Here is a 24,167-nt window from a genome sequence, read left to right on the forward strand (position 1 = left end):
AGTAGCAAATAATGGAAAAGTATAGAAAGGAAGGCATCTTATGGATCCCAGAGAATTTCCCACAAAAGGTAATTTGATGCTTGCAAAAAATTCTCTTGCACTGGCACATCAGGGATTTGACCTGATGGACAAAAAGAGAAATATCCTGTTAAAAGAGCTGATGAGCCTGATTGATGAGGCGAAAGATATACAGGAAGAGATTGATGCGACATTTACCAGAGCCTATGCGTGTCTGCAGCGCGCGAATATAGAACACGGTATCAGTAAGGTGCAGGAACTTGCATTTACCGTTCCGATAGAGGAGTCTATTCGTATTCAGACCAGAAGTATTATGGGAACAGAGATTCCTCATATAAAATATGATGCCAGACAGAACGATCTGACATATTCATTCAGCACAACGCATGAGTCAATTGATATTGTTCGGGAAGCATTTCGAGAAGTAAAAGATCTGACCATCAAACTGGCAGAAGTAGAAAACAGTGCATATCGGCTCGCAACTAATATAAAGAAGACACAGAAGAGAGCAAATGCGTTGAAAAATATTACCATCCCAATGTATACCAATTTGGTGTATACCATTAATAATGCATTGGAAGAAAAAGAAAGAGAAGAATTCACTCGGTTGAAAGTCATAAAAAAAATGCAGGGGAAATAAAAAAGTTACATGGGGACGGAGGATTTTTAAAAATCCTCCGTCCCCATGTTTAATGACTTATCCCCGTAAAAAAAGGAGTTATCCACGAAAATATGTGGATAACTCCTTTTTGTCAGATTATATGTTAAAGCTGACGTGATTTTTCTGTTGCTACATTAATGCATTCGATAACGGTACCTCTCATGCCACCTTTTTCCAATGCTTCGCATCCTTCGATGGTTGTTCCACCAGGAGAGGTTACCATATCTTTTAATTCTCCCGGGTGTATTCCCTTTTCCAGAATCATTTTTGCAGTTCCAAGACAGGTCTGAGCAGCCAGGCGGTATGCAGTAGCTCTGGGGAGTCCTTGCTTTACGCCGCCGTCAGCCATAGCTTCAATGAACATTGCAACATAAGCCGGACCACCTCCGCTTAAACCGCATGCAGCGTCAATCAGATGTTCAGGGACCATTTCTATGATACCAATCGCACTGCAGATTGCTTTGGATGTTTCTAATTCATCCTCGCTCAGATCGTTATCAGAGCAGAGGGCAAATGCACCTTCAAAGACCATAGCCGGAGTATTAGGGAGAATTCGAAGAATTCTTGGTGTACCATCAATCATGTTCCGGAGACGTTCTACAGTAATTCCTGCAACAATAGACATCATTGCTTTATCATCTAATGCCTTTTTACACTGAGAAAGAGCTTCCGCGGCATTTTGCGGTTTTACAGCGAGAAGAATAATATCACTTTTTTTGCAGAGATCTTCATCGTCTGTTGCAAGATTGACACCCCATCCTTTTGCTTTTTCCATCATTGCAGGATTGATGTCATAAACATAAGCGTTTTCTTTCGGGAGAACGCCGCTTTCCAGTGCTCCGTAAAGAATCGCACCCCCCATATTGCCGCAGCCGATAATACCAATTTTTTTTGTAACCATAGTTATGAACCTCCTTTGTGGATAATGTGGATAAGTGGTGGGGACGGGGAATATTAAAAAATCCTCCGTCCCAAATTAAAAATGCCCTGTCCCTTTATGAAATGCCCAGGCTTTTTCTATGCTTCCGGGTGTCTCAAGTAATAATTTTGTTCCTTCTGCCATGCATCTTGCTACATACATCATACCCTTCTGACCAATGCTCATGCCTGCCTGTTTCGCAGCTGCCCAGTGATGCAGCGGAGTACCTTTGCACATGGTGGCAGCACTGAGTGTAATAAGTGGAACGGTGTGACTGACCTCGGATGCGTCGGTGCCGATGGAGATGGGAACAGGTTCGGCTTCCAACGGTTCCAGTCCTTCGAAATAGTGCCCATTATTCTGCAATCCGGCTTCTTCCGTGATCTTTGCTGCGAAGTCCAGTTCTTCCACAGTATATTCCGGAGTCGGAATACGGGTCATGGCATCGTAATAGAGTTCAGTGAGTACGCGATTGACTTTCATCTCTTTGCAGCTTTTGACTAATTCGATGTCTACAGAGGTATCAGTCATAAGTGCAGCTCCTTTTGCGCAGTTATCAACGCGCCGGCTCGCATCTTCTGTACGGGCGCGAAGACTGGAACGGATAAAGTAGTTGGTCATGGCGAAGTCGGGAACGACGTTAGCCGGCTGACCGTTATCAATGTACGCGTAGTGCATCCGCACATCGGAAGGGACATGTTCACGCAGATAATTGACTCCGATGTTCATGAGTTCTGCAGCGTCCAGTGCACTTCGACCATTTTCCGGTGCTTTGGATGCATGTGCGCTGACTCCGCGAAAACGATAATTTTTGATATCCTGCGACTGCCAGATATCATTGCTGATACGGTTTCGGTCGAACGGATGCCAGGTGACAGCGACGTCCAGGTCATCAAATACACCTTGGTTATTCATTACGATCTTTCCGGACATGATCTCCTCCGCAGGGCAGCCATAGACACGTATGGTTCCCGGTGTATTATTTGCTGTCATATCTTCTTTTAACGCACAGGCAGCAGCAGCAACGGCAGTTCCAAGTAGATTATGTCCACAGGCATGTCCGAGATTAGCAAGTGCGTCGTATTCGGCAAGAAATCCAAGTACAGGCTTTTTGTTTCCCCACTCCGCGGTAAATGCAGTATCAATACCGGCGGTTTTCCAGGTGATCCGGAAGCCCTGATGCTCCAGATAATCGGCAAGACATCTGGAAGAAAGTGTTTCTTTATAAGCAAGTTCCGGGTGAGCATATATGTAATCTGCAACATCAATCAGTTCAGGCTGATGTGCATCGAGCCATCCGGCAATTATGTTTTTGTCATCGTTATTCGTGTTCACAGTACGAAGTACCTCCTGAAGTAATCTGTAAATAACTTTAAATATACTGTCTAATCCGCAGGATACACACCGTCAAGAACATCCAGATACTCCCGGCCAAATGTGTGAACGTAATCGGTGAGAGCAAGATCTATGATCTCCTGACCTTTCTGACCAAAGGAGTCCAGTAATGTCTTGCAGATGGTGTGTTTCAAATGTGCAGTGTGATAGTTGAAATCTTTCATGCAGGAAGTTCCAAGCTCTTTTTTCTTGGCAGCGAGAGCATCCACTTCTTCAGAAGACAGAGGGTGTCCCCAGTCAAATTCGCAGCGTTCTCCGCCCCAGCTTAATGAGGTGGATGTCGGAGTACAGACGAAATCCTTTCGAAATCCCTGATATACTGCGTTGTCAACATTTACGCAGTAGTATTTTCCATAGTCGGTAATATCATGCTTCTTCCAGGCTTCACACCAGGCGCATCTGGAAATATAGGTCTGCAGAGTGGGTTCGGTTCTCAACATGCCGAATTCCATTTGTCCGTCATAGTCCGGCTTCCATTCGCCATAGGCCTGATTGGTCATCGTATTCAGTTCATCTCCGTGTGCCAGAGCATTTGCAGCCATTCTGGCACCACGTTCATTTCCGTAAGTGGTCATGCCTGCAAGTATGGCATCCTTTCCTTTTTCTCCGCACTCTTCGATTGCATGTTTTGCAAGAAATGCAAACATCATGGCGTGATGTTCTATTTTACAGATAACAGGTTCATGAGTCATATGAAACCCTCCTCTCTTAGTGTAACGCAATAAAGTTAAACTGATTATACTACACTTTGCGAAAAAAAACACAAAGAATTCAGAAGATTGGATAAAATAGAGGAAGATTGGGTGGATAGCAGGTGAAGATAAAGAAAAGCAGTATTGCAATCATCCACAGGATACACACATTGCTGTAAGGCAGAGGAGAGATATGACGGGCGGCATGTTTTGAAGTCAGAAGAAGAACATAAAAATAAGAAGCATAAACATGACTGATCAGGATACTTACAAAGAAGATCAGAATGTCTGCAACAAGAAAATGCATTCCGAGAATACCGGTGTATGTATAGAATGCTGCGATTATAAATCCCATTCCACAGAGTACTGCAAGAAAACGGGAATAAAAAAATGCAGAGAAAGACTTTCGCCTATGCGCATATCGCCAGACGGACAGAAAAAGGAAAGGAAAGAATAAAAGCTTCGTATGTTCCCAGACGGATTCATTGATTGGGCAGAACAGAGCTACAAGGGCAGAATGTCCTGACAGATGGTAAAGAAAATGATTCAGAGTACCGAGTGCTGCGGTGACAGCTATATAAGGCAATTCTTTTTTGTTATAATATTTTCGTAAATGATTCATATATGTACCTCCCCCTCTAAATATATGAAAGAGAAGAAAAAAATATGAAAATATAATAAAAAACACTTGCATTTTTGAAATTCATATTATATAATAACACTTGTCGTTACGGAGAATGTAACTGAAAAGGGAATATGCGCGATTAGCTCAGTTGGTAGAGCACCTGACTCTTAATCAGGGTGTCCAGGGTTCGAGCCCCTGATCGCGCACTTAGGAATCACTGTTTTTGAAGACTTAGAGCTTCGGGGGCGGTGATTCCTTTTTTTGCATAGAATATGGAGGAAACTTATGGATATAGGAAAAGCGTTGATTCAGGGTTCGATAGATCTTCATGTACATGCCGGGCCGGATATCGTTATGAGAAAATATACGGATGTTCAGCTTGCCCGGCAGTATCAGCAAGCCGGAATGTGCGGATATGTCAGTAAATGCCATCATGGAGATACCAGTGCGCGGGCGGCGGTTGTGGCGGAAATGGTTCCTTCTGTAAAGGTATATGGTGGAATTGTATTGAATGATGCCGTGGGAGGCCTGAATGAGGCTGCCGTATATGCCTGTGGGAAAATGGGAGGAAAGATTGTCTGGTTCCCTACGGTGGATGCTTTTGGTGATGCGGAATATAAAAAGGATCATTCGAATGAAAATCTGGGCGGGGGAAATGAACAGCCTGGACGAAGAAGAAAGATCCGTATCCTGGATGAGAACCAGAAGCTGATACCGGAGGTTTATCCTGTATTGAGGCAGATTCAGGAGCAGGATATGATCCTTGCAACCGGGCATCTGTCCCCGACTGAAAGTCTGGCGCTTCTTAAGACAGCAGCATCCATGGGAGTCCGAAGGATGATTGTAAGTCATGTATCTTTTCCGATTACAAATGCGGATCTGAGTCTTCAGCAGGAGTATCTTGCATGTGGAGCCATGCTGGAACACTGTTTTTATACATCTTATTACGGGCTGTGTTCCTGGGAAGAGATTCTGAAAAGCATACAAAAGGCAGGCACGAACAGGATTCTTCTTTCTTCGGATCTGGGACAGATAAAAAGCCCGGATCCGGCAGAAGGCATGAAAATGTATGCCAAAAAGCTGTATGAATCCGGTCTGTCTGAAAAAGAGATCCGGCAGATGATGGTGAAAAATCCAGCGGAACTGCTGGGAATATGATTAAAACCGTGCAGGATTGCCACCTTGTAATTACAAATGGATGGTGATATACTAAAAAAAACACTTTAATAAAGTGGTGTCCGGAAGGAGTATGGCAAAAGTGAAGAATACAAATATGGAGGTAAAGAGGAAAAACCGAAATCGAATCTATCGTTATGTGCGTAAGTGTAAGGTGGTGTCGAATCCGGATATTGCATATGAATTAAAACTGAGCCTCCCGACAGTAACTCAGAATACGAAAGAATTGATAGAAATGGGCTTGATTGTAGAGCGAGGAGAACTGGAATCTACCGGGGGAAGAAAGGCAAAGGCTCTGTCAATTGAGGAAAATTCCAGGCTTGCAGTCGGTCTTGATATTACCAGGAATCACATTGGATTATTGTTGACGAACCTTAAGGGGGAGATCCTGAATTATGAACGGATATATGATCCATTTGATAAAAGTGAAGCTTATTTTCACGGTGTAAATACACAATTAGAAGAATTTCTTGAGAAAAGCCGTGCGGAGAAGGAAAGAATACTGGGAATTGGTATTTCGTTCCCGGGAATTGTAGATCTGAGGAAGGAGGCAATCACCAATTCTCACGCACTGGACGTGAAGACATTGTCGTTTCGGGAGGTGGAACGATATTTTCCATATCCGTGCTTCTTTTTGAATGATGCGAATGCCGGGGCATATGCGGAAGGGATTCAGGCAGAAGAAAAGAGGTGTTTTTTCTATCTGTCCCTCAGCAATACGGTAGGAGGTGCATTGTACAGTGATGACCGTCTTGTCTACGGAGATGAGTTTCGCTGCGGTGAGGTTGGCCACATGACGATCGTTCCAGATGGAATTCCCTGCTACTGTGGGAAGGCGGGATGTCTGGATTCTTATTGTTCTGCAAAGAGGCTGAATGAAATTGCGGGAGAAAAGCTGGGAGATTTTTTTGTCGGTCTGGAGCAGGGCAGACAGGAATATATAGGTGTGTGGGAACGATATACCGATTATCTGGCAATCGCAGTCAATAATCTTCATATGGTATTTGATTATGACATTGTTCTGGGGGGATATGTGGGAAGTTATCTGGAAGATCATATTCTGGAGATACGAAAAAAGGTGGCAGACAGGAATACGTTTTCAGAGGATGGACGGTTTGTAAAAGTATGTAATTATAAAACAGGGGCGGCGGCACTTGGAGCTGCGTTGTATGTAATAGAAACGTTTATTGAACAGATATAATGGAATATAGAATACAGAGACTGGAGTAAGACAGGGATGTATAATCCCGATCTTGTTCCAGTCTTTTTTTATTTCACGAAACTTGTTTTTGGTAAAATGCACAAAAACAGGGGGGATAAAATAGTGAGTATCGACAAAAAACAGAATGTAACAATACTTTTGGTTGACAAATGTTGATTCAAAAACTAATATAAAGATACATAATAAAACTATTTAATAAAGTATTTAATAAAAAGAAAGGATACAGGAGGAAAGAAAAGTGGAAGGTAAGATGAAGGTTGCAGTTATGAACGGGATTGGAAAAATGGGATTTGAAGAAAGGGATATCCCGAAGCCGAAAGCAGATGAAGTGCTGGTAAAATTGGAATATGTCGGTATCTGTGGTTCGGATCTGCATTATTACGAAACGGGAGCAATCGGAGATTATGTAGTAAAGCCACCGTTTGTGCTCGGACATGAACCGGGTGGGACAGTCGTAGAAGTTGGAGAGAATGTCAGCCATCTGAAGATCGGAGACAGAGTTGCGCTGGAACCCGGAAAAACATGTGGTCACTGTGAATTCTGCAAACAGGGAAAATACAATCTGTGTCCGGATGTTGTGTTCTTTGCAACACCTCCGGTAGATGGGGTGTTCCAGGAGTATGTAGCGCATGAGGCAGATCTTTGCTTTAAGCTGCCGGAAAATGTAAGCACGCTGGAAGGTGCACTGATTGAGCCGCTGGCAGTCGGTTTTCATGCGGCAATCCAGGGAGATGCCCATCTGGGACAGAAAGCTGTCGTAATGGGAGCCGGGTGTATCGGTCTGGTATCAATGATGGCTTTGAAGGCAAGAGGAGTATCGGAAGTTTATGTCGTTGATGTGATGCAGAAACGTCTGGAGAAAGCAATGGAGCTGGGAGCTTCCGGAGTGATCAATGGAGCAAAGGAAGATGTGCTTGAGCGAGTGCGCCGGTTGACAGACGGAAAAGGCATGGATCTTGTGATTGAGACGGCCGGCACGGAGATTACGACCAGACAGGCAATTCACATGGCAAAAAAGGGTTCCAATATTGTTCTGGTCGGGTACAGTAAATCAGGTGAAATGACACTTCCTATGAGTCTGGTGTTAGATAAAGAGCTTACATTTAAGACGGTATTCCGTTATCGCCATATTTATCCGATGGCGATCGATGCGGTAGCATCCGGAAAAGTTAATTTAAAAGGGATCGTTACAGATATTTTCCCGTTGGATGAAGTACAGAAGGCGATGGATTACAGTGTGAATAATAAGGCAGATATTGTAAAAGCAGTGATTCAGATAGCAGAATAAAAAGATGGATTTTAAACAGTAATTACGATGGAGGCAGGGATGTCATGGAGAATAAAGAGACGAATATAAAAGTACCCTTGATCAGTAAGGTTGCATATGGTATGGGTGACGTGGGCTGTAATTTCAGCTGGATGTTTGTTGGAAACTTTTTGATGATTTTTTATACAGATGTATTTGGAATCAGTATGAGTGCGGTTGCGGCGCTGATGCTGTTCTCAAGATTCTGGGATGCCATTAATGATCCGGTGATCGGTGCATTGAGCGACAAGACGCATACCAGATGGGGACGATACCGGCCATGGCTTCTCATTGGGGCTCCTCTTACAGCTCTGGTTCTGATGCTGTCCTTCTGGGCACATCCGGAATGGTCATCCACTGCCAAGATTGTGTATATGGCAGTTACATATTGTATTCTGGTTCTGGGATATACCTGTGTCAATATTCCTTATGGAACCTTATGTGGAGCGATGACACAGAACATAGAAGAGCGTGCGAAGATCAATACATTTCGCTCCGTCAGTGCCATGATTGCAATCGGAATCATTAATATCGTTACAGTTCCTCTGATTGCGGCACTGGGAAATGGCAATGATAAAAGAGGGTATCTTCTGGTGGCGGTCATCTATGGATGTATCTTTGCGGCATGTCATATTTTCTGCTTTGCAAAAACAAAAGAGACGGTCGAGATACCGGAAAAACAGAAGATTTCCCTGAAAGTACAGCTGGCTGCAGTGATGAAGAACAGACCATATCTGATCGCTGTTGCAGGACAGTTCCTGTTTGGTGTGACTCTTTATGGAAGAAATGCAGATGCTCTGTATTATTTTACCTATGTGGAAGGCAGCAAAGCATTATTCAGTACGTATTCACTGTGCATCATCATTCCTTCCATTATCGGAGCAGCGTGCTTTCCTCCGCTGTTTAAACTGACAAATAACAAAGGTCGTGCAGCGTCTGTATTTGCCCTGTTGACCGGGATCAGTATGTTTATTATGTATTTCTTTAGTGCAGGAAGTTCGCCGATACCGTTTTATGTGTTCTCCTGTCTGGCGCAGTTTTTCTTTTCTGGATTTAATACGGCCATCTATGCGATCATTCCGGACTGTGTTGAATATGGTGAATGGAAAACCGGTCTGCGAAATGACGGATTTCAGTATGCATTTATCTCCCTTGGAAATAAAGTGGGAATGGCAATAGGAACTTCCGTCCTGGCAGCAGCGCTTGGGGCATGTGGATATGTCGCTAATGTTCAGCAAAATGATACGGTTCTGGCAGTTATGAAGCATTCTTTCACGACGATCCCGGGAATCCTGTGGATGTTCACCGCACTGGTGTTATTCTTCTATCGCCTGAACCGGAAGTCGTATAATAACATTGTCAAAGAAATTCAGGAGAGAAAGTCAGGGCATTAAAGCCTGCAGAGCGTGACTTTCAGTTTCTATCCGGGCCTTTAATTCAAAGATCAGGCGGCATTGCTGCCTGATGTCCAGGGCCCGTTCTTCACATTGCTTTCTAATGCGCTTCAGACGATCGGCATACAACATGACACTGCGGTCTTCCATATCTTTTCCCTTCAGCATGGATTCTTCAAGAACAGCTTTCTGGTACATGTTTTCGACAGTTTCCAGCTGCTTCAGTAATTCCGGGATCTTTTTCAGATATTCATTATATATTTCAATGCGGTGAAGTTCTTCCTGTGTATTCAGCAATAAGTCCATATGATCCTCCATATTTTTTGTTTTTTTCAGTATAGCGCAAAAGCTGGTCTTATGTACAGAGATATTCCATATATTTTCCACTTGAAAAACGAACATAAGTTCGATATAATTGAAATGAAAAACGAACATAAGTTCGAAAAAAGAAGGGGTATAATGGAAACAAACAGGGTCTATATAGCGATTGATTTGAAATCTTTTTATGCGTCTGTGGAATGTGTAGAGCGAGGGCGTAATCCGTTGACAACCCATCTTGTAGTGGCGGATAAGAGCCGCACAGAGAAAACGATCTGCCTTGCAGTATCCCCTTCTTTGAAAGCCTACGGGATTCCGGGAAGGGCAAGGCTGTTTGAAGTTGTACAGAAGGTAAAGGAGATCAATGCAAGACGAAGGTGCGGGATTTCAGGTGGAGTGTTTCAGGGAGTGTCGGATGATGTGCAGGAGTTGGAAACGTCACCGGCTCTTGCAGTGGATTATATTGTGGCTCCTCCGCAGATGGCACTTTATATGACATACAGTGCGCGTATTTACGATATTTATCTGAAATATGTGGCGCCGGAGGATATTCATGTATATTCCATTGATGAGGTGTTCATGGATGTGACGAATTATCTGGGGACTTATCGGATGTCAGCCAGGGAGCTTGTGCAGAGGATCATACATGATATACTGGCGTCAACAGGGATTACAGCAACGGCAGGGATTGGAACGAATCTGTATCTGAGCAAGGTTGCCATGGATATTGTGGCGAAGCGTATTGAACCGGATCAGAATGGAGTGAGGATTGCGGAGCTGGATGAGATGTCATACAGGGAGCTTTTGTGGTCGCACAGGCCGCTTACGGATTTCTGGAGAGTGGGGAAGGGATACGCAAAGAAGCTGGAAGAGCGTGGCCTGTATACGATGGGAGATGTAGCAAGATGTTCCATTGGCAGGCCATCGGAATATTATAATGAAGATCTGTTATATCAGACCTTTGGTGTGAATGCGGAACTGTTGATTGATCATGCCTGGGGATGGGAACCCTGTACCATTGCGGACGTCAAGGCATACCAGCCGGAGAATAACAGTGTGGGATCCGGGCAGGTTCTGCAGCGGCCTTACGATTATGAGAAAGCTCGATTAATCGTGCGAGAGATGACAGATCTGCTGGTGCTGGATCTGGTAGACAGGCGTCTGGTAACGGATCAGATTGTGTTGACAGTCGGATATGATATTGAGAATTTGAATACGGAAAAGAAGAAAAAAGCGTACCGGGGGAAGGTGAAGACGGATCATTACGGAAGAACGGTACCGAAGCATGCACATGGAACAGTGAATCTGGACAGTCATACTTCATCTACAAGAGTGATCATGGATGCAGTCATACCTCTGTATGAGAGAATTGTCGACAGGAAACTTCTGGTGAGAAGAATATATCTTACGGCGAATCATGTGATAGATGAAGCTCTTGCGGGTGAAAAAGAAACCTATGAGCAGTTGAATCTTTTTACAGATTATATGGGACAGCGGGAAAAAAGAGCGGAAGAGGAGAAAGCGCTTGAGAAAGAAAGGAAGATGCAGGAAACGGTGCTTTATATAAAAAAGCGATTCGGAAAGAATGCGATTCTGAAGGGAATGAACCTAGAAGAAGGCGCCATGACAATTGAAAGAAATAACCAGATCGGCGGTCATAAAGCGTGATGACAGGAGAAAAAGGATATGCGCAGCGAAGAAAATGATTACAGGGATATTATTCATCAGATCCATCATATATCGGATAGGCATCCGCAGATGCAGGTGGCTGCAAGAGCGGCACAGTTTGCACCGTTTCAGGCTTTGACAGGATATGGGGATGCAATACGGGAGACGGCCAGAGAGACGGCCAGCCGTGTAGATCTGGATGAATATGAAAAAGAACGGATTAATCAGAAGCTTTTACGGTTAAAAGGATGGATTCGGGAGCACCCGGCAATTACAGTGACTTATTTTGTGCCGGATCAGAAAAAAGACGGAGGTGTGTATGTACGTGTTACAGGAAGAGTACAGAGGATGAAAGAATATGAACATATTCTTGTGATGGAAGATGGTACCCGGATAACAATCGAGGAGATCCTGGAGATAGAGATGGGTGACGCCTGAATGCAGCGTCTTTCTGTTATCCTTTTTTCATTCGGATCCCCTCGGTTTCGAAATAGCTGAGCCAGGGATATTCCATGTAATTTACATGGATCTGACCGCATACCTCTATCCCTTCCGGCTTGTAATATACCTTTCCGAGGATGCTGTTATCGAAGATATACCCCTGTTCTGTTAATTCCTGTTGACTTTTATTAGTAAAATCTACTAATATCTCCAGACGAGGAGGGGCGCATCAGCTGGATATTTCTTCAATATTGAGTACAATATCTTTAAAATTCAGACGCTTCATATAGTCAATCGCTTTGTCGTTTAACTCAACCATAGTCTGTATTCCCCTTTCTGGTATCTATCATGGCACAGAGGAGGCGAAAAAACAAGGTTTTTTGAAATGGGCTGCTTTTATTTGTCTGGTTGACCTGTCTGACAAAAAGCGATAAAATGGGTTACAGTTTGAGGTGTATTATGGACGGATTAATATTGGCGGGCGGAAAGAGCACGCGTATGGGAGGAAAGCATAAAGGTTTTCTTCAGATGGAAGAGGAGACTTTTATGGATCGATTAACAAGAGAAATGAAGCCGCAGGCAGATCGACTGTGGATTTCGTATGGAAGGGATATCCATGCGAATTATGAGGAGTGTCGGGTGGTTATGGATGAATATCCGGGATGTGGTCCCATTGCCGGGATCCATGCGGGACTTTGTGCTTGTGAATCGGAGCTTTTGATGGTGGCAGCGTGCGATATGCCGTTTTTAAAATCGGAATTGTATGTGCTGCTTGAAAAACATATAGCGGACCATGATGGAGCAGTGCCGCTGTGTAAAGGCAGAATACACCCACTGGCGGCAATCTACAGAAAACGTATCCTGACAGTTCTGGAAGAGCAGCTTGAGTCAGGAAACTATCGGTTGAGAGATGCGCTTGCAAAAATGGATATCGTGTATGTAGACGTATCCGGAAAGCCGGAGTATGAACAGATGATTCGAAATATCAATACAATAGAAGAATATCGGAAAATACGAATCCGGTGAAATCAGGAGAAGAGATGGAAATAGAAAGAAAAAAACAGATGATTGCTGCGGTATGTGGTGTAAAAAATTCCGGAAAAACGACACTTCTTACCGGGCTGGTAAAAAATCTTACAGCCAGAGGTCTGAAAACGGCGGTGATCAAGCATGATGGTCATGATTTTGAATGTGATATAAAAGGTACGGACAGTTTCCAAATGAAAGAAGCAGGGGCATACGGAACGGCTGTGTTTTCTGCACATCGGATTTTTGTGCATAAAACAGGAACCGGGGAAAAGCTGAAAGAGCTGATTCGTATGTTTCCGGAGGCAGATGTGATTCTGATTGAGGGAATGAAAGAAAGCGAGCACTCCAAGATTGAAGTGATCAGAAAAGAAATATCAAAAATGCCGGTATCGAATCCAAAGGGGCGTTTTCTGATCGTGACGGACTGGGAAAGTGAGATATATGATGAACCGGTAATGAGATTTGATCAGATAGAAGAGATTGCAGACCGATTGTTAGATCAATTACAGAATAGAAAAAAGAATTATTAGAATTGGATAAAAAATAGAATGCAAAATTGTGTTATATTACGAATATTTAATTTTGTTAAATTTCCTCTTTTATTTTTGATGATTATGGGGTATCATAGTATATGCACTAGATGTTGTGCGGAACTGATCGGTTGGAAACAATATTTGGTGGTGTGAAAGGAAGAGCACCTATGATATTGTCAGCAGATATAAGTGAGGGACAGATATGAATATTGAGGTAAAAACGAATGTAATTAAGAGAAATGGCGAGGAAGTAAAGTTTGATCTGAATAAGATTATCAATGCAATCAAAGCCGCAAACGGTGAAGTGGATAAGCTTTATCAGATGAATGAATATCAGATCATGGCGGTTGCGGAGAATGTTGCACAGCAGATTCAGAGATCCACCCATGCAGTGAATGTGGAGGATATCCAGGATATGGTCGAGACCGGAATTATGGAGATGAGAGGCTATGAGGTCGCACAGAAGTATGTACGTTATCGTTATAAACGTGAGCTGACCCGTAAGTCCAATACAACAGATAACGGGATCCTCTCTCTTCTGGAGCATATGAACGAAGAAGTGAATCAGGAAAATTCCAATAAAAATCCGGTCATCAATTCTACACAGCGGGATTACATGGCAGGTGAAGTGAGCAAAGACCTTTCCAGACGTGTGCTGCTCCCGGAGGAGATTGTACGTGCACACGAGGCAGGAATCATTCATTTTCATGATTCCGATTATTTTGCGCAGAAGGAGCACAACTGTGATCTGATCAATCTGGAGGATATGCTTCAGAACGGTACTGTGATCAGTGAGACTATGATCGAAAAACCACACAGCTTTTTTACAGCATGTAATGTAACGACACAGATCGTTGCTCAGGTCGCAAGTAACCAGTATGGTGGACAGTCTTTTACACTGGCACATCTCGCGCCGTTTGTTGATATCAGCCGTCAGAAGATCCGTAAAAATGTGATTATTGAACGCGAAGAATGCGGTGAGAATCTGGATGAGAATATCATTAACAAAGTGACAGAGCGCAGATTGAAGGATGAGATTAAGAGCGGAATCCAGACGATACAGTATCAGCTGATCACATTGATGACCTGTAATGGACAGGCACCGTTTGTAACGATGTTTATGTATCTGGATGAAGTACCGGAAGGAAGAACCCGCGATGATCTTGCAATGATCATTGAGGAAGTGATGCTTCAGAGAATGCAGGGCGTTAAGAATGAAAAAGGTGTATGGATTACACCGGCATTCCCGAAACTGATCTATGTTCTGGATGAGGATAATATTACAGAGGATTCCAAGTACTGGTATCTGACAGAGCTTGCGGCAAAATGTACTGCAAAGCGTATGGTTCCGGATTACATATCTGCAAAGATCATGAAGGAACTGAAGCAGGGGGAAGTATATCCCTGTATGGGATGTCGTTCTTTCCTGACGGTAGAAGATACGCAGATGGATCCGAACGGAGGTCATAAGTTCTACGGAAGATTCAATCAGGGAGTTGTTACGATCAATCTGGTGGATGTGGCGTGCTCCGCGGAAGGAGATATGGAGAAGTTCTGGGAGATTTTGGATGAGCGTCTGGAGCTGTGTCACCGCGCACTTCGCTGCAGACATGAGCGTCTGCTTGGAACAGTATCTGATGTGGCACCGATTTTGTGGCAGAATGGTGCATTGGCAAGGCTGAAAAAGGGTGAGAAGATAGATCGCCTTTTATACAATGGGTATTCTACGATTTCGCTGGGCTATGCAGGACTCTATGAGATGTGTGTACGTATGCTTGGAAAATCTCATACAGATCCGGAAGCGAAACCATTTGCAATGCAGGTAATGCAGAGACTGAATGACAAGTGTAAAGAATGGAGAGAAGCCGAGAACATCAGTTATTCTGTATACGGAACCCCGATGGAATCTACGACATATAAATTTGCAAAGTGTCTGCAGAAGAGATTTGGAATCATTCCGGGTGTAACGGATAAAAATTATATTACCAACAGCTATCATGTACATGTGGCAGAACAGATTGATGCATTTAAGAAGCTGAAGTTTGAGGCCGACTTCCAGAAGCTGTCTCCGGGAGGCGCGATCAGCTATATTGAAGTGCCGAATATGCAGAATAACATACCGGCAGTATTGTCTGTAATGCAGTATATTTATAATAATATTATGTATGCAGAACTGAATACGAAGAGCGATTACTGTGAATGCTGCGGTTATGACGGAGAGATCCTGATTAAAGAGGATGAATCCGGAAAACTGATCTGGGAATGCCCGAACTGTGGTAACCAGAATCAGGACAAGATGTTCGTTGCCCGCAGGACCTGTGGATATATTGGAACACAATTCTGGAATCAGGGACGTACGCAGGAGATCAAGGAGAGAGTGTTGCATCTGTAAAGCTGAAGCATAAAGGGATATAGAAACTTATATAGAAAGAGCTCATGCCATTGTTTATGGGATGGGCTCTTGTCGCATAAGAAAAAGTAACCCTTCCCCGTATCATGATTTCCAGTTATAATAAAAGCAGATAAGAATGAATCACAGTCAGAGTGAATGAATTTCTTGTAATAATCTATGTCAAGGAGGATCAAAATGAATCGAACGGATGAAAAATATCAGGCATATGTTCAGATATTGAAGGAGGAGCTGATTCCGGCAATGGGGTGCACGGAACCAATTGCGCTGGCTTATGCGGCAGCAAAGGCGAGAGAAGTATTAGGGGAAATACCGGATCGTATGTGGATAGGTGCCAGTGGAAGTATTATAAAAAATGTAAAAAGTGTGATTGTGCCTAATACGAATCATCTGAAAGGGATACCGGCAGCAGCGGCAGCAGGAATTGTTGCAGGGGAGGCCGAAAAGGAGCTGGAAGTCATTTCTGAAGTAAGCGAAGAAAAAAGAAATCAGATTGCAGAGTTTTTGGGACAGACAGAGATTACAGTAGACTTTATCGACAACGGGATCGTATTTGATATTATAATAGAAGTGTATAAGGGAGCTTCCAGTGCGAAGGTGCGAATTGCTAATTATCATACGAATATTGTGCGCATCGAGAAGAATGGGGAAATCGTTCTCGATATTCCGGTAGAGGGAGAGTCTGAAGAAGGACTGACAGACAGAAGTCTTCTGGATGTAGAGACAATCTGGGATTTTATTAATACAGTAGATATAGAGGATATCCGGGAAGTCCTGAGCAGACAGATAGAGTATAATACGGCGATTGCAGAGGAAGGTCTGCGTGGGGATTACGGTGCGAATATCGGAAGTGTGCTCCTGTCTATGTACGGTGATGATGTAAGAAACCGGGCGAAGGCACGTGCGGCGGCAGGGTCTGATGCAAGGATGAACGGGTGCGAGCTTCCGGTCATTATCAATGCCGGAAGTGGCAATCAGGGAATGACCTGTTCTCTTCCGGTTCTGGAATATGCAAAAGAGTTGAATGCAGGAGAGGAAAAAACTTATCGTGCACTGGCACTTTCGAATCTGATTGCGATTCATCAGAAGACGGGAATTGGCAGACTGTCGGCATATTGTGGTGCAGTAAGTGCCGGAGCGGCGGCAGGAGCCGGAATTGCGTATCTGTGTGGAGGAGGCTATGAAGAGGTAATTCATACAGTGGTCAATGCTCTGGCAATCGTATCCGGTATGGTGTGTGATGGAGCGAAGGCATCCTGTGCAGCCAAGATTGCTGCATCGGTGGATGCGGGCATCCTGGGATATCACATGTTTCTTCAGGGACAGCAGTTCTATGCAGGAGACGGTATCGTGACCAAAGGGGTAGAGGCAACGATACATAATATCGGGCGTCTCGGAAAAGATGGCATGAAAGAAACGAATGCAGAGATTATCCGGATGATGATTGGAGAAAATTAGTCTGTGTGACAAATGGTGACGGATAATGACAGGTTACAGAAATTGAAAAGGAGGGAGTCTATGCATTACGGAAATATAAAAGAATGTGATATTGCGGACGGACCGGGCGTACGTGTCAGTCTGTTTGTATCCGGATGCCGGCACCACTGTAAGGGATGCTTTAATTCGGAGACATGGGATTTTCAGTATGGTAACCCATATACAAAAGAAACGGAAGAAGAGATCATCCGTCTGCTGAAACCAGATTTTATACAGGGATTTACGCTTCTGGGAGGAGAACCTTTTGAGCCGGAGAATCAGGTGGAACTGGTGAAGCTATTAAAACGGATCCGTGAAACATATCCGAAGAAAGACATCTGGTGCTATAGTGGATATCTGTATGATGTAGATATGATTCCGGGAGGAAAGGTCTATACAGAAGTAACGGAAGAAATGCTCTCTTATATTGATGTTTTGGTAGATGGTAAATTTGTAGAAGAACTAAAGGATATAACGCTGGTGTTCCGCGGAAGCAGCAATCAGAGAATTCTTCATTTAAAAGAAAAATAGAGAATAAAGGAAAGAAAGATCTGGCAGGAAGTTAATCTTCCTGCCAGATTCTTAGTGTTTTAATGATTTTTTCTTTCTCTTCTACAGAGAATCTGCGAAAAATGCTGAGGAGTTCATCATTCTGCTGCTGTTCTTTTTCGCTCAGAGGAGGAAGATCTCTGCCGGCGTCCAGAATCGTATCAACAGACACATTACAAAGCTTAGAGTAATAAAGCAGAACTCTAAGATTCAGCTTTGCGCGGTTATTTTCCACGTTGCTGACGAATGGAACAGTACATTCAAGATCTCTGGCAACCTGCTCCTGGGTGATGCCTCTCTCATTTCTTAGCTGTTTCATTTTTAATCCTACTTTTGAGAAATCAATTTCGCTCATGTCCAGACTCCTTGTATAAAACATTGATATATATAATATAAATCATGACTATATAATATTATAAAAAAGACCAAGAATCAATATATGAATTCTAATATACTGCGTTAATATTCTGTCAAGTAAAAATATTCAACCAAATTAAAAAATAAAACTTTATAACAAAGGAAAGAAAAGCAACATGGCATATATGGCAGTATCGGGTCAATGAGATTGTAGAAGTCGTAAATGCAGTGCCCCAGGCAGATATTGACACCTTGGTGGAAGAATATTATGATAAATATGAGATTCTTCCGGAAGGCAGAGATGAAAAAGAATTTCGTGAATATGTAGCTGTTCAAGCGGGAATTTTAGTGTGAAGAAAGGGGCGGGAAAGATGCTTGAAAAATTAAAACAGGAAGTATATGAAGCCAATATGCTTCTCCCGAAATATGGTCTGGTGACATTTACCTGGGGAAATGTAAGCGGGATTGACCGGGAATCCGGATTATTCGTCATCAAGCCAAGCGGAGTGGAATATGACAAATTGAAACCGGAAGATATGGTAGTTGTGGATCTGAATGGAAAGAGAGTGGAAGGTGATTATAATCCGTCTTCTGATACAGAAACCCATGTGGTACTTTACAATAGATTCCCGGACATCGGAGGGATTGTACATACACATTCTTCGTGGGCGACCAGCTGGGCGCAGGCGGGAAGAGGAATTCCGTGCTATGGTACGACGCATGCAGATTATCTGTATGGAGAGGTTCCATGTGTACGAAATCTTACAAGAGAAGAGATAGAAGAAGCATACGAGAAGAATACAGGTATTCTGATCGCAGACGAATTTGAACAGAAGGGGCTGGATTATATTGCAACTCCGGCAGTGCTTTGTAAGAATCATGGCCCGTTTACGTGGGGAAAAGATGCCCATGAGGCAGTGCATAATGCGGTCGTACTGGAAGAAGTTGCGAAGATGGCAGCGCGCTGTGAGATGATCAATCCACAGAACCAGCCGGCGCCGCAGGAACTGCAGGATAAGCATTATTATAGAAAACATGGCGCGAATGCCTATTATGGACAGCCAGGTAAATAATTCATATCGGAGATAACAGGAGGAAAGCAGATATGAGCAATGTAAAAGAAGTGATTGAGAGCGGAAAAGCGTTTCTGGGAATTGAGTTGGGGTCTACCAGAATCAAGTCTGTGCTGATTGATGAAAACCATAATCCAATCGCATCCGGAAGCCACAGCTGGGAGAACCGGTTTGAAAATGGCATCTGGACGTACACACTGGATGATATCTGGATAGGAATCAGGGACAGTTACCGGGATCTTGCAAAGAATGTACAGGAGGAATATAAAGTTTCCATTAAAAAGCTGGGCGCAATCGGATTCAGTGCTATGATGCACGGGTATATGGCATTTGACAAAGAGGACAATCTTCTTGCACCATTTGCTACGTGGAGAAACAGCAACACGGGGGCGGCAGCGGAAGTGCTGATTGATCTGTTCCAGTATAACATCCCGCTCAGATGGAGCATTGCGCACCTGTATCAGGCGATTCTGGATGAACAGGATCATGTAAAGGATATTGCATATATGACGACTCTTGCCGGATATATTCATTGGCAGATGACTGGCGAGAAGGTTCTGGGAGTCGGAGATGCGTCCGGCATGTTCCCGATTGATATGGCCACAAAGGATTATGATGAAGAGATGGTTCAGAAGTTTGACAACCTGGTGGCGGATAAGATGTATTCATGGAAGTTACGAGACATTCTTCCACAAGTCAGAGTTGCAGGAGAGCCGGCGGGAGTACTGACAGAAAAGGGAGCCCGCATGTTGGATGAGTCCGGCAATCTGGAAGCGGGTACCCCGGTCTGTGCACCAGAAGGGGATGCAGGAACCGGAATGGTGGCTACCAACAGTGTTGCTCAGCGTACCAGTAATATTTCCGCGGGAACTTCATTCTTCTCTATGGTAGTTCTGGAGAAGCCTCTGAAAAAGCTGCATACGGAGATTGATATGGTTACGACTCCGGACGGAAGCCTGGTTGCAATGGTTCATTCGAATAACGGCACAACAGATCTGAATGCCTGGGTAGGTCTGTTTAAGGAGTTTGCGGATAGTATCGGTGCAGATGTGGATATAAATCAGATGTATGCAACGCTTTATAACAAAGCACTGGAAGGTGATGTTGATTGCGGCGGAATCCTTTCTTACGGCAACTATGCAGGAGAGCCGATCACAGGAGTGGAAAAAGGAAGACCGATGGTGATAAGAACACCGGAAACAAAGTTCAATCTTGCGAACTTTATGCGTTCTCATCTGTATACTTCTCTGGGTGTCATCAAAGTGGGGATGGATATTCTTACAAAAGAAGAAGGCGTTGAGATTGATACCGTGCTGGGACACGGCGGACTTTTCAAGACCAGAGGTGTAGGCCAGAAAGTTCTGGCAGATGCGATTAATACCCCTGTTGTCGTTATGGAAACGGCCGGAGAAGGCGGACCGTGGGGAATGGCAATCCTGGCAGCGTATATGGTGCGGAAGGAAGAGGGTGAGACACTGGGTGATTATCTGAACCAGAAAGTCTTCAGTACAGATGCCGGTACAAGAATTGACCCGGATCCGGAAAGCGTAGCAGGATACGAAGTGTTTATGGAAAGATACAAAAAAGGCCTGGATGTAGAGCGCAGAGCATGCGAAGATCTGTAAAATAATCAGAGCATTTAAAAAGGACTGCATTGTTTGGGAGGAGTGCAGCCCTGAGGAAAAAGTTATGAAAAAGATTTAATTTGTTCTTTCGAACAATTATAAGTATAAAGAACAATTGTGATGAAAGCATGATAAAAATGCGAACGATTTGTTAACAAATATTGAACGAGCGGTTTCACGCGTTAATGCGATAAAAAAGGGACGGGGAATTTTTAAAAATTCCCCGTCCCTTTTTTATCGTTATACAGTGGTAAAGAGATCGATGCACTGACCGGTCATGACATCCGGCGCATCACATAACAAGTATACAATAGCTTTTGCGACATCTGCAGAACTTCCCATCTGAGCGTCGTCCTGACCAACTGAATGATTGTAAGTACGCTGTCCTGGTGTATCTACGATAGCCGGCGCAACAGCGTTAACCTGAATGCCGTATTCCTGGGTCTGAATCGCTGCAGTCTTGGTCATAGTCACGATAGCACCCTTAGCTACAGAATAAGCGCCCATCTGGGAAGCAATCCGGCCCATGCGGGAGGATACGCTGACTACTCGCCCGCTTTTTTGCGCGATCATGGTAGGAAGGATGGTTTTAAAGCACAGGAATGGAATCTTTATGTTGGTCTTAATGATCTGATCCCATTGCTCTTCGGTCCAGTCCCAAAGCTTGATCGCCTGATGTTTAATGTTTTTATAAATTTCTTTTGGATATCCACCGGCATTATTTACGAGAATGTCGATTTTACCGTATTTTTCAAGGACGGTATCTGCCATGGCCTTTACTTCTTCTTCTATCGTGAGGTCGTGGGACAGAGAGATGGCATCTCCGCCGTTTTCCTTTATCATATTTACCGTTTCGTCCAGATCAGACTGTGTCCTTGCAACGGCAACAACGGTTGCTCCCTCAGCAGCGATGGCAAGTGCAGCATCTTTGCCGATTCCCTTTCCGGCGCCGGTTACGATTGCGATTTTTCCTTCTAATTTTTTCATAATAGATTGCTCCTCCAAATTGTGTTGTTATACCATACGTGTGTTGTCTGCAAAGAACTGGATGGAGGCAGGCTTGATGTAGCTGTCGCCGATCTCGTGCAGCAGTACAATGTTCAGGTGGTTGTTGAGATTCTTTTTATCCAGAGAGATTGCTTCTGTCAGGGTTTCAAGTGGAAGTCCACATTCATGAGGAAGCCCATAGCGTTCCAGAACATCGAGGATTTTTTCAGAAGTTCCGGCAGCAGTAAGTCCTTGCTCTTCCGCAAGACATGTGATCTGGTACATTCCGATAGACACAGCCTCGCCGTGGCTTTCTCTCTGATATTGAAAGTGTTGTTCAATGGTGTGGGCAAGTGTATGTCCGAAATTCAACAGCATACGCTCACCGGTATCAAACTGATCGTGTTCAACTACGATACGCTTGATGTCTACGCAGCGGCAGATGATGGATGGCAATTTTTCCTTGAGATCTTCAAATGAATTGTAAGAAGCCAGCGTATGGAATAATTCAGCATCCCAGATGCATCCGTATTTGATGACTTCTCCCATCCCGTCGTGAATAAAACGTTCCTCTAAGCTGTTTAAAACGAGCGGATCAATCAGAACCAGAGAAGGCTGGTAAAAAGCTCCGACCAGATTCTTGCCCTGCGGAAGGTCTACGGCAACTTTGCCGCCGACAGAGGAATCGACCTGTGCGAGCAGAGACGTCGGAATCTGTACAAGCTTTACACCGCGCAGATAAGTAGCTGCGGCAAACCCTGTCAGATCGCCGATTACACCGCCACCCAGTGCAATGATCAGATCACTTCTGGACAGTTTCGCATCCAGGAGTGCTTTGTACACGGTCGGAAGGGTCTGAAAGTCCTTGGTCGATTCTCCGTGAGGAAGAATCAGATGATGACATTCGTAGGTTCCTGACAGGTTGGAAACCAGCTGTTCTCCGTACAGAGGAAAGACATGATCGTCGGAGACGATCATGATCCTCTTTCCGGAAAATATTTGTGTAATGTAGGAAACTGTGCGATCCAGGATATGATTTTCAATATATATTGGATAACTGTCTTTTCCGAGATTGACTGTAAGTTTCATAAGTTATGCCCGCTCTCTATAAGGATTTCCCGACTACCGTTGCAATCTGGGATATTTTCTTTACCAATTCATTGTATTTTTCAGGCTTCAGGGACTGCGCTCCGTCGCAGAGTGCACATTCCGGATTGTTATGAACTTCAACCATAAGTCCGTCTGCACCTGCAGCAACAGCCGCCATAGCCATGGAATCTACCAGCCACCACTTTCCGCCGGCATGGCTTGGATCTACGATGACAGGCAGGTGTGTAAGTCTCTTTAATACCGGAATACTCTGAAGATCCAATGTGTTTCGGGTATAAGATTCAAAGGTTCGGATACCGCGTTCACAGAGGATGACGTTTTCATTTCCGGAAGCCATGATATATTCGGCTGACATGATCCACTCTTCATAAGTAGCATTTAATCCCCTCTTTAAGAGAATCGGGCGATCTAACTGTCCTAACTGTTTTAACAGATCGAAGTTCTGCATATTACGTGCTCCAATCTGAATCAGGTCTACTTTTTCATTGAAAATATCCAGATAGTCCGGAGACATCAGTTCTGTAACGATTGGAAGTCCGACTTCTTTTCTGACTTCGCATAAGATATCAAGACCATCAAGACCAAGTCCCTGGAAAGAGTAAGGGCTGGTTCTTGGCTTGAAAGCACCGCCTCTTAACAGGTTGGCACCGGCTGCCTTGGCTGCTTTTGCAATCTCCATTACCTGATCCAAGGTCTCTACAGAACATGGACCGGCGATCATTGCGAGATTACCGCCTCCAATCTTTACTCCGGATACATCGATGATGGAATCTTCAGGGTGAAAAGCGCGGTTGGCAAGCTTATAAGGTTCCTGAACATGCATAACCTTATCTACGGAATGATCGACTTCGAATAACTTTGGGTCGATCTTGGATGTGTCTCCGATACAGCCGATAATAGTCATTTCCTGACCTTCTACAATATGGGTATCAAGTCCGCGTCTTTTGATCATGTTTTCGACACGAGAGATATCTTCGTGGGTAGTGCGTGGTTTCAATACGATAATCATAACTGGTAATCCTCCTTGGAAATATGTATAATAATAATAGATTTCATTCAAACAGGTAATGAAACTGTAAGATATTCACACTGTAGAACTTTAAAGTGCGAAACTAATGTTATACTAACGCAATAAAAAATGGATGTCAACACTTTTTATAAAAAATTTGAGAATGGTTATTGT

General features: G+C 43.9%; 23 protein-coding genes, 1 tRNA gene and 1 pseudogene. 16 read left to right on the forward strand and 9 right to left on the reverse strand.

The window, feature by feature from the left end; translation table 11 throughout:
* Nucleotides 1-40 precede the first annotated feature (40 nt).
* Nucleotides 41-658: a V-type ATP synthase subunit D gene (locus tag JQM82_RS03650; RefSeq protein ID WP_235248668.1), complete on the forward strand. Its 618-nt coding sequence runs from the start codon at nucleotides 41-43 to the stop codon at nucleotides 656-658.
* A gap of 124 nt (nucleotides 659-782) precedes the next feature.
* Here the strand turns inward: JQM82_RS03650 and proC are convergent, their stop codons facing one another.
* The 4 genes from proC to JQM82_RS03670 form a co-directional block, all read right to left on the reverse strand.
* Nucleotides 783-1,580 (reverse strand): pyrroline-5-carboxylate reductase, encoded by a 798-nt coding sequence (gene proC / locus JQM82_RS03655; RefSeq protein WP_235248669.1) that lies wholly within the window; start codon nucleotides 1,578-1,580, stop codon nucleotides 783-785.
* Between the two features lie 75 nt (nucleotides 1,581-1,655).
* Nucleotides 1,656-2,933 (reverse strand): amidohydrolase, encoded by a 1,278-nt coding sequence (locus tag JQM82_RS03660; protein ID WP_235248670.1) that lies wholly within the window; start codon nucleotides 2,931-2,933, stop codon nucleotides 1,656-1,658.
* A gap of 50 nt (nucleotides 2,934-2,983) precedes the next feature.
* Complete coding sequence (locus JQM82_RS03665; RefSeq protein ID WP_235248672.1) at nucleotides 2,984-3,685, reverse strand: L-2-amino-thiazoline-4-carboxylic acid hydrolase; 702 nt, start codon at nucleotides 3,683-3,685, stop codon at nucleotides 2,984-2,986.
* 79 nt (nucleotides 3,686-3,764) lie between these two features.
* Nucleotides 3,765-4,307 (reverse strand): DUF6512 family protein, encoded by a 543-nt coding sequence (locus JQM82_RS03670; RefSeq protein WP_235248674.1) that lies wholly within the window; start codon nucleotides 4,305-4,307, stop codon nucleotides 3,765-3,767.
* A 136-nt stretch (nucleotides 4,308-4,443) separates the two neighbouring features.
* Between JQM82_RS03670 and JQM82_RS03675 the strand changes: the two genes are divergently transcribed.
* The 5 genes from JQM82_RS03675 to JQM82_RS03695 all read left to right on the forward strand — a co-directional run bounded on the left by JQM82_RS03675 (nucleotide 4,444) and on the right by JQM82_RS03695 (nucleotide 9,408).
* Nucleotides 4,444-4,516 (forward strand) — tRNA-Lys (locus tag JQM82_RS03675).
* A 79-nt stretch (nucleotides 4,517-4,595) separates the two neighbouring features.
* Entirely contained in the window at nucleotides 4,596-5,468 is an 873-nt protein-coding gene (locus JQM82_RS03680) for a DUF6282 family protein (protein ID WP_235248675.1), read from the forward strand.
* 91 nt (nucleotides 5,469-5,559) lie between these two features.
* Nucleotides 5,560-6,687 (forward strand): ROK family transcriptional regulator, encoded by a 1,128-nt coding sequence (locus JQM82_RS03685; protein WP_235248676.1) that lies wholly within the window; start codon nucleotides 5,560-5,562, stop codon nucleotides 6,685-6,687.
* 259 nt (nucleotides 6,688-6,946) lie between these two features.
* Nucleotides 6,947-7,996: an NAD(P)-dependent alcohol dehydrogenase gene (locus tag JQM82_RS03690; protein ID WP_235248677.1), complete on the forward strand. Its 1,050-nt coding sequence runs from the start codon at nucleotides 6,947-6,949 to the stop codon at nucleotides 7,994-7,996.
* Between the two features lie 44 nt (nucleotides 7,997-8,040).
* Nucleotides 8,041-9,408: an MFS transporter gene (locus tag JQM82_RS03695; protein ID WP_235248678.1), complete on the forward strand. Its 1,368-nt coding sequence runs from the start codon at nucleotides 8,041-8,043 to the stop codon at nucleotides 9,406-9,408.
* Here JQM82_RS03695 and JQM82_RS03700 read toward each other — a convergent pair.
* Nucleotides 9,397-9,714 (reverse strand): hypothetical protein, encoded by a 318-nt coding sequence (locus tag JQM82_RS03700; protein ID WP_235248679.1) that lies wholly within the window; start codon nucleotides 9,712-9,714, stop codon nucleotides 9,397-9,399. The genes JQM82_RS03695 and JQM82_RS03700 overlap by 12 nt on opposite strands.
* A gap of 153 nt (nucleotides 9,715-9,867) precedes the next feature.
* On the opposite strand from JQM82_RS03700, the gene JQM82_RS03705 reads away from it, so the two are divergent.
* From JQM82_RS03705 to nrdG, 7 genes are all read left to right on the forward strand, one after another.
* On the forward strand, nucleotides 9,868-11,394 hold the full coding sequence (locus tag JQM82_RS03705) for a DNA methylase (protein WP_235248680.1): 1,527 nt from the start codon (nucleotides 9,868-9,870) through the stop codon (nucleotides 11,392-11,394).
* A gap of 18 nt (nucleotides 11,395-11,412) precedes the next feature.
* The gene (locus JQM82_RS03710) at nucleotides 11,413-11,832 is read left to right on the forward strand and encodes a YolD-like family protein (protein WP_235248681.1); all 420 of its coding nucleotides are present in this window, start codon (nucleotides 11,413-11,415) and stop codon (nucleotides 11,830-11,832) included.
* A gap of 462 nt (nucleotides 11,833-12,294) precedes the next feature.
* Nucleotides 12,295-12,861 carry a molybdenum cofactor guanylyltransferase gene (gene mobA / locus JQM82_RS03715; RefSeq protein WP_235248682.1) on the forward strand — a complete coding sequence of 189 codons (567 nt, stop codon included), beginning with the start codon at nucleotides 12,295-12,297 and terminating at the stop codon, nucleotides 12,859-12,861.
* A gap of 14 nt (nucleotides 12,862-12,875) precedes the next feature.
* Nucleotides 12,876-13,394 (forward strand): molybdopterin-guanine dinucleotide biosynthesis protein B, encoded by a 519-nt coding sequence (mobB, locus tag JQM82_RS03720; RefSeq protein ID WP_235248683.1) that lies wholly within the window; start codon nucleotides 12,876-12,878, stop codon nucleotides 13,392-13,394.
* Nucleotides 13,395-13,599: 205 nt separating this feature from the next.
* Complete coding sequence (gene nrdD, locus JQM82_RS03725) at nucleotides 13,600-15,789, forward strand: anaerobic ribonucleoside-triphosphate reductase (protein WP_235248684.1); 2,190 nt, start codon at nucleotides 13,600-13,602, stop codon at nucleotides 15,787-15,789.
* 195 nt (nucleotides 15,790-15,984) lie between these two features.
* Entirely contained in the window at nucleotides 15,985-17,265 is a 1,281-nt protein-coding gene (locus tag JQM82_RS03730; RefSeq protein WP_235248685.1) for a serine dehydratase subunit alpha family protein, read from the forward strand.
* Between the two features lie 60 nt (nucleotides 17,266-17,325).
* Nucleotides 17,326-17,814 (forward strand): anaerobic ribonucleoside-triphosphate reductase activating protein, encoded by a 489-nt coding sequence (nrdG, locus tag JQM82_RS03735; protein ID WP_235248687.1) that lies wholly within the window; start codon nucleotides 17,326-17,328, stop codon nucleotides 17,812-17,814.
* A gap of 31 nt (nucleotides 17,815-17,845) precedes the next feature.
* Here the strand turns inward: nrdG and JQM82_RS03740 are convergent, their stop codons facing one another.
* Nucleotides 17,846-18,187: a helix-turn-helix domain-containing protein gene (locus JQM82_RS03740; protein WP_235248688.1), complete on the reverse strand. Its 342-nt coding sequence runs from the start codon at nucleotides 18,185-18,187 to the stop codon at nucleotides 17,846-17,848.
* Nucleotides 18,188-18,357: 170 nt separating this feature from the next.
* Here JQM82_RS03740 and JQM82_RS03745 point away from each other — a divergent pair.
* The 3 genes and pseudogenes from JQM82_RS03745 to JQM82_RS03755 form a co-directional block, all read left to right on the forward strand.
* A pseudogene (locus JQM82_RS03745) lies at nucleotides 18,358-18,534 on the forward strand (L-arabinose isomerase family protein); the annotation flags it as partial.
* A gap of 26 nt (nucleotides 18,535-18,560) precedes the next feature.
* The gene (locus JQM82_RS03750) at nucleotides 18,561-19,262 is read left to right on the forward strand and encodes an L-ribulose-5-phosphate 4-epimerase (protein WP_235248689.1); all 702 of its coding nucleotides are present in this window, start codon (nucleotides 18,561-18,563) and stop codon (nucleotides 19,260-19,262) included.
* 32 nt (nucleotides 19,263-19,294) lie between these two features.
* Complete coding sequence (locus JQM82_RS03755) at nucleotides 19,295-20,887, forward strand: xylulokinase (protein ID WP_235248690.1); 1,593 nt, start codon at nucleotides 19,295-19,297, stop codon at nucleotides 20,885-20,887.
* 240 nt (nucleotides 20,888-21,127) lie between these two features.
* Here the strand turns inward: JQM82_RS03755 and JQM82_RS03760 are convergent, their stop codons facing one another.
* From JQM82_RS03760 to aroF, 3 genes are read right to left on the reverse strand one after another with little or no spacing between them, the layout of a single operon-like run.
* Complete coding sequence (locus tag JQM82_RS03760) at nucleotides 21,128-21,874, reverse strand: SDR family NAD(P)-dependent oxidoreductase (protein WP_235248691.1); 747 nt, start codon at nucleotides 21,872-21,874, stop codon at nucleotides 21,128-21,130.
* A gap of 27 nt (nucleotides 21,875-21,901) precedes the next feature.
* On the reverse strand, nucleotides 21,902-22,963 hold the full coding sequence (gene aroB, locus JQM82_RS03765) for a 3-dehydroquinate synthase (RefSeq protein ID WP_235248692.1): 1,062 nt from the start codon (nucleotides 22,961-22,963) through the stop codon (nucleotides 21,902-21,904).
* A gap of 16 nt (nucleotides 22,964-22,979) precedes the next feature.
* Entirely contained in the window at nucleotides 22,980-23,993 is a 1,014-nt protein-coding gene (aroF, locus tag JQM82_RS03770) for a 3-deoxy-7-phosphoheptulonate synthase (RefSeq protein ID WP_235248693.1), read from the reverse strand.
* Nucleotides 23,994-24,167: the final 174 nt, after the last annotated feature.

The sequence above is a fragment of the Faecalicatena contorta genome (assembly GCF_021531995.1).
In the GTDB taxonomy this organism is placed as follows: Bacteria; Bacillota; Clostridia; order Lachnospirales; family Lachnospiraceae; genus Dorea_A; species Dorea_A contorta_A.

Excerpts from the sequence above, each read along its gene's own strand:
- JQM82_RS03650 (WP_235248668.1), top strand. The coding sequence starts at position 41 with ATGGATCCCAGAGAATTTCCCACAAAAGGTAATTTGATGCTTGCAAAA.
- proC (WP_235248669.1), bottom strand. The coding sequence starts at position 1,580 with ATGGTTACAAAAAAAATTGGTATTATCGGCTGCGGCAATATGGGGGGT.
- JQM82_RS03665 (WP_235248672.1), bottom strand. The coding sequence starts at position 3,685 with ATGACTCATGAACCTGTTATCTGTAAAATAGAACATCACGCCATGATG.
- JQM82_RS03670 (WP_235248674.1), bottom strand. The coding sequence starts at position 4,307 with ATGAATCATTTACGAAAATATTATAACAAAAAAGAATTGCCTTATATA.
- JQM82_RS03680 (WP_235248675.1), top strand. The coding sequence starts at position 4,596 with ATGGATATAGGAAAAGCGTTGATTCAGGGTTCGATAGATCTTCATGTA.
- JQM82_RS03685 (WP_235248676.1), top strand. The coding sequence starts at position 5,560 with ATGGCAAAAGTGAAGAATACAAATATGGAGGTAAAGAGGAAAAACCGA.
- JQM82_RS03695 (WP_235248678.1), top strand. The coding sequence starts at position 8,041 with ATGGAGAATAAAGAGACGAATATAAAAGTACCCTTGATCAGTAAGGTT.
- JQM82_RS03700 (WP_235248679.1), bottom strand. The coding sequence starts at position 9,714 with ATGGACTTATTGCTGAATACACAGGAAGAACTTCACCGCATTGAAATA.
- JQM82_RS03705 (WP_235248680.1), top strand. The coding sequence starts at position 9,868 with ATGGAAACAAACAGGGTCTATATAGCGATTGATTTGAAATCTTTTTAT.
- JQM82_RS03710 (WP_235248681.1), top strand. The coding sequence starts at position 11,413 with ATGCGCAGCGAAGAAAATGATTACAGGGATATTATTCATCAGATCCAT.
- mobA (WP_235248682.1), top strand. The coding sequence starts at position 12,295 with ATGGACGGATTAATATTGGCGGGCGGAAAGAGCACGCGTATGGGAGGA.
- mobB (WP_235248683.1), top strand. The coding sequence starts at position 12,876 with ATGGAAATAGAAAGAAAAAAACAGATGATTGCTGCGGTATGTGGTGTA.
- nrdD (WP_235248684.1), top strand. The coding sequence starts at position 13,600 with ATGAATATTGAGGTAAAAACGAATGTAATTAAGAGAAATGGCGAGGAA.
- JQM82_RS03730 (WP_235248685.1), top strand. The coding sequence starts at position 15,985 with ATGAATCGAACGGATGAAAAATATCAGGCATATGTTCAGATATTGAAG.
- nrdG (WP_235248687.1), top strand. The coding sequence starts at position 17,326 with ATGCATTACGGAAATATAAAAGAATGTGATATTGCGGACGGACCGGGC.
- JQM82_RS03740 (WP_235248688.1), bottom strand. The coding sequence starts at position 18,187 with ATGAGCGAAATTGATTTCTCAAAAGTAGGATTAAAAATGAAACAGCTA.
- JQM82_RS03750 (WP_235248689.1), top strand. The coding sequence starts at position 18,561 with ATGCTTGAAAAATTAAAACAGGAAGTATATGAAGCCAATATGCTTCTC.
- JQM82_RS03755 (WP_235248690.1), top strand. The coding sequence starts at position 19,295 with ATGAGCAATGTAAAAGAAGTGATTGAGAGCGGAAAAGCGTTTCTGGGA.
- JQM82_RS03760 (WP_235248691.1), bottom strand. The coding sequence starts at position 21,874 with ATGAAAAAATTAGAAGGAAAAATCGCAATCGTAACCGGCGCCGGAAAG.
- aroB (WP_235248692.1), bottom strand. The coding sequence starts at position 22,963 with ATGAAACTTACAGTCAATCTCGGAAAAGACAGTTATCCAATATATATT.
- aroF (WP_235248693.1), bottom strand. The coding sequence starts at position 23,993 with ATGATTATCGTATTGAAACCACGCACTACCCACGAAGATATCTCTCGT.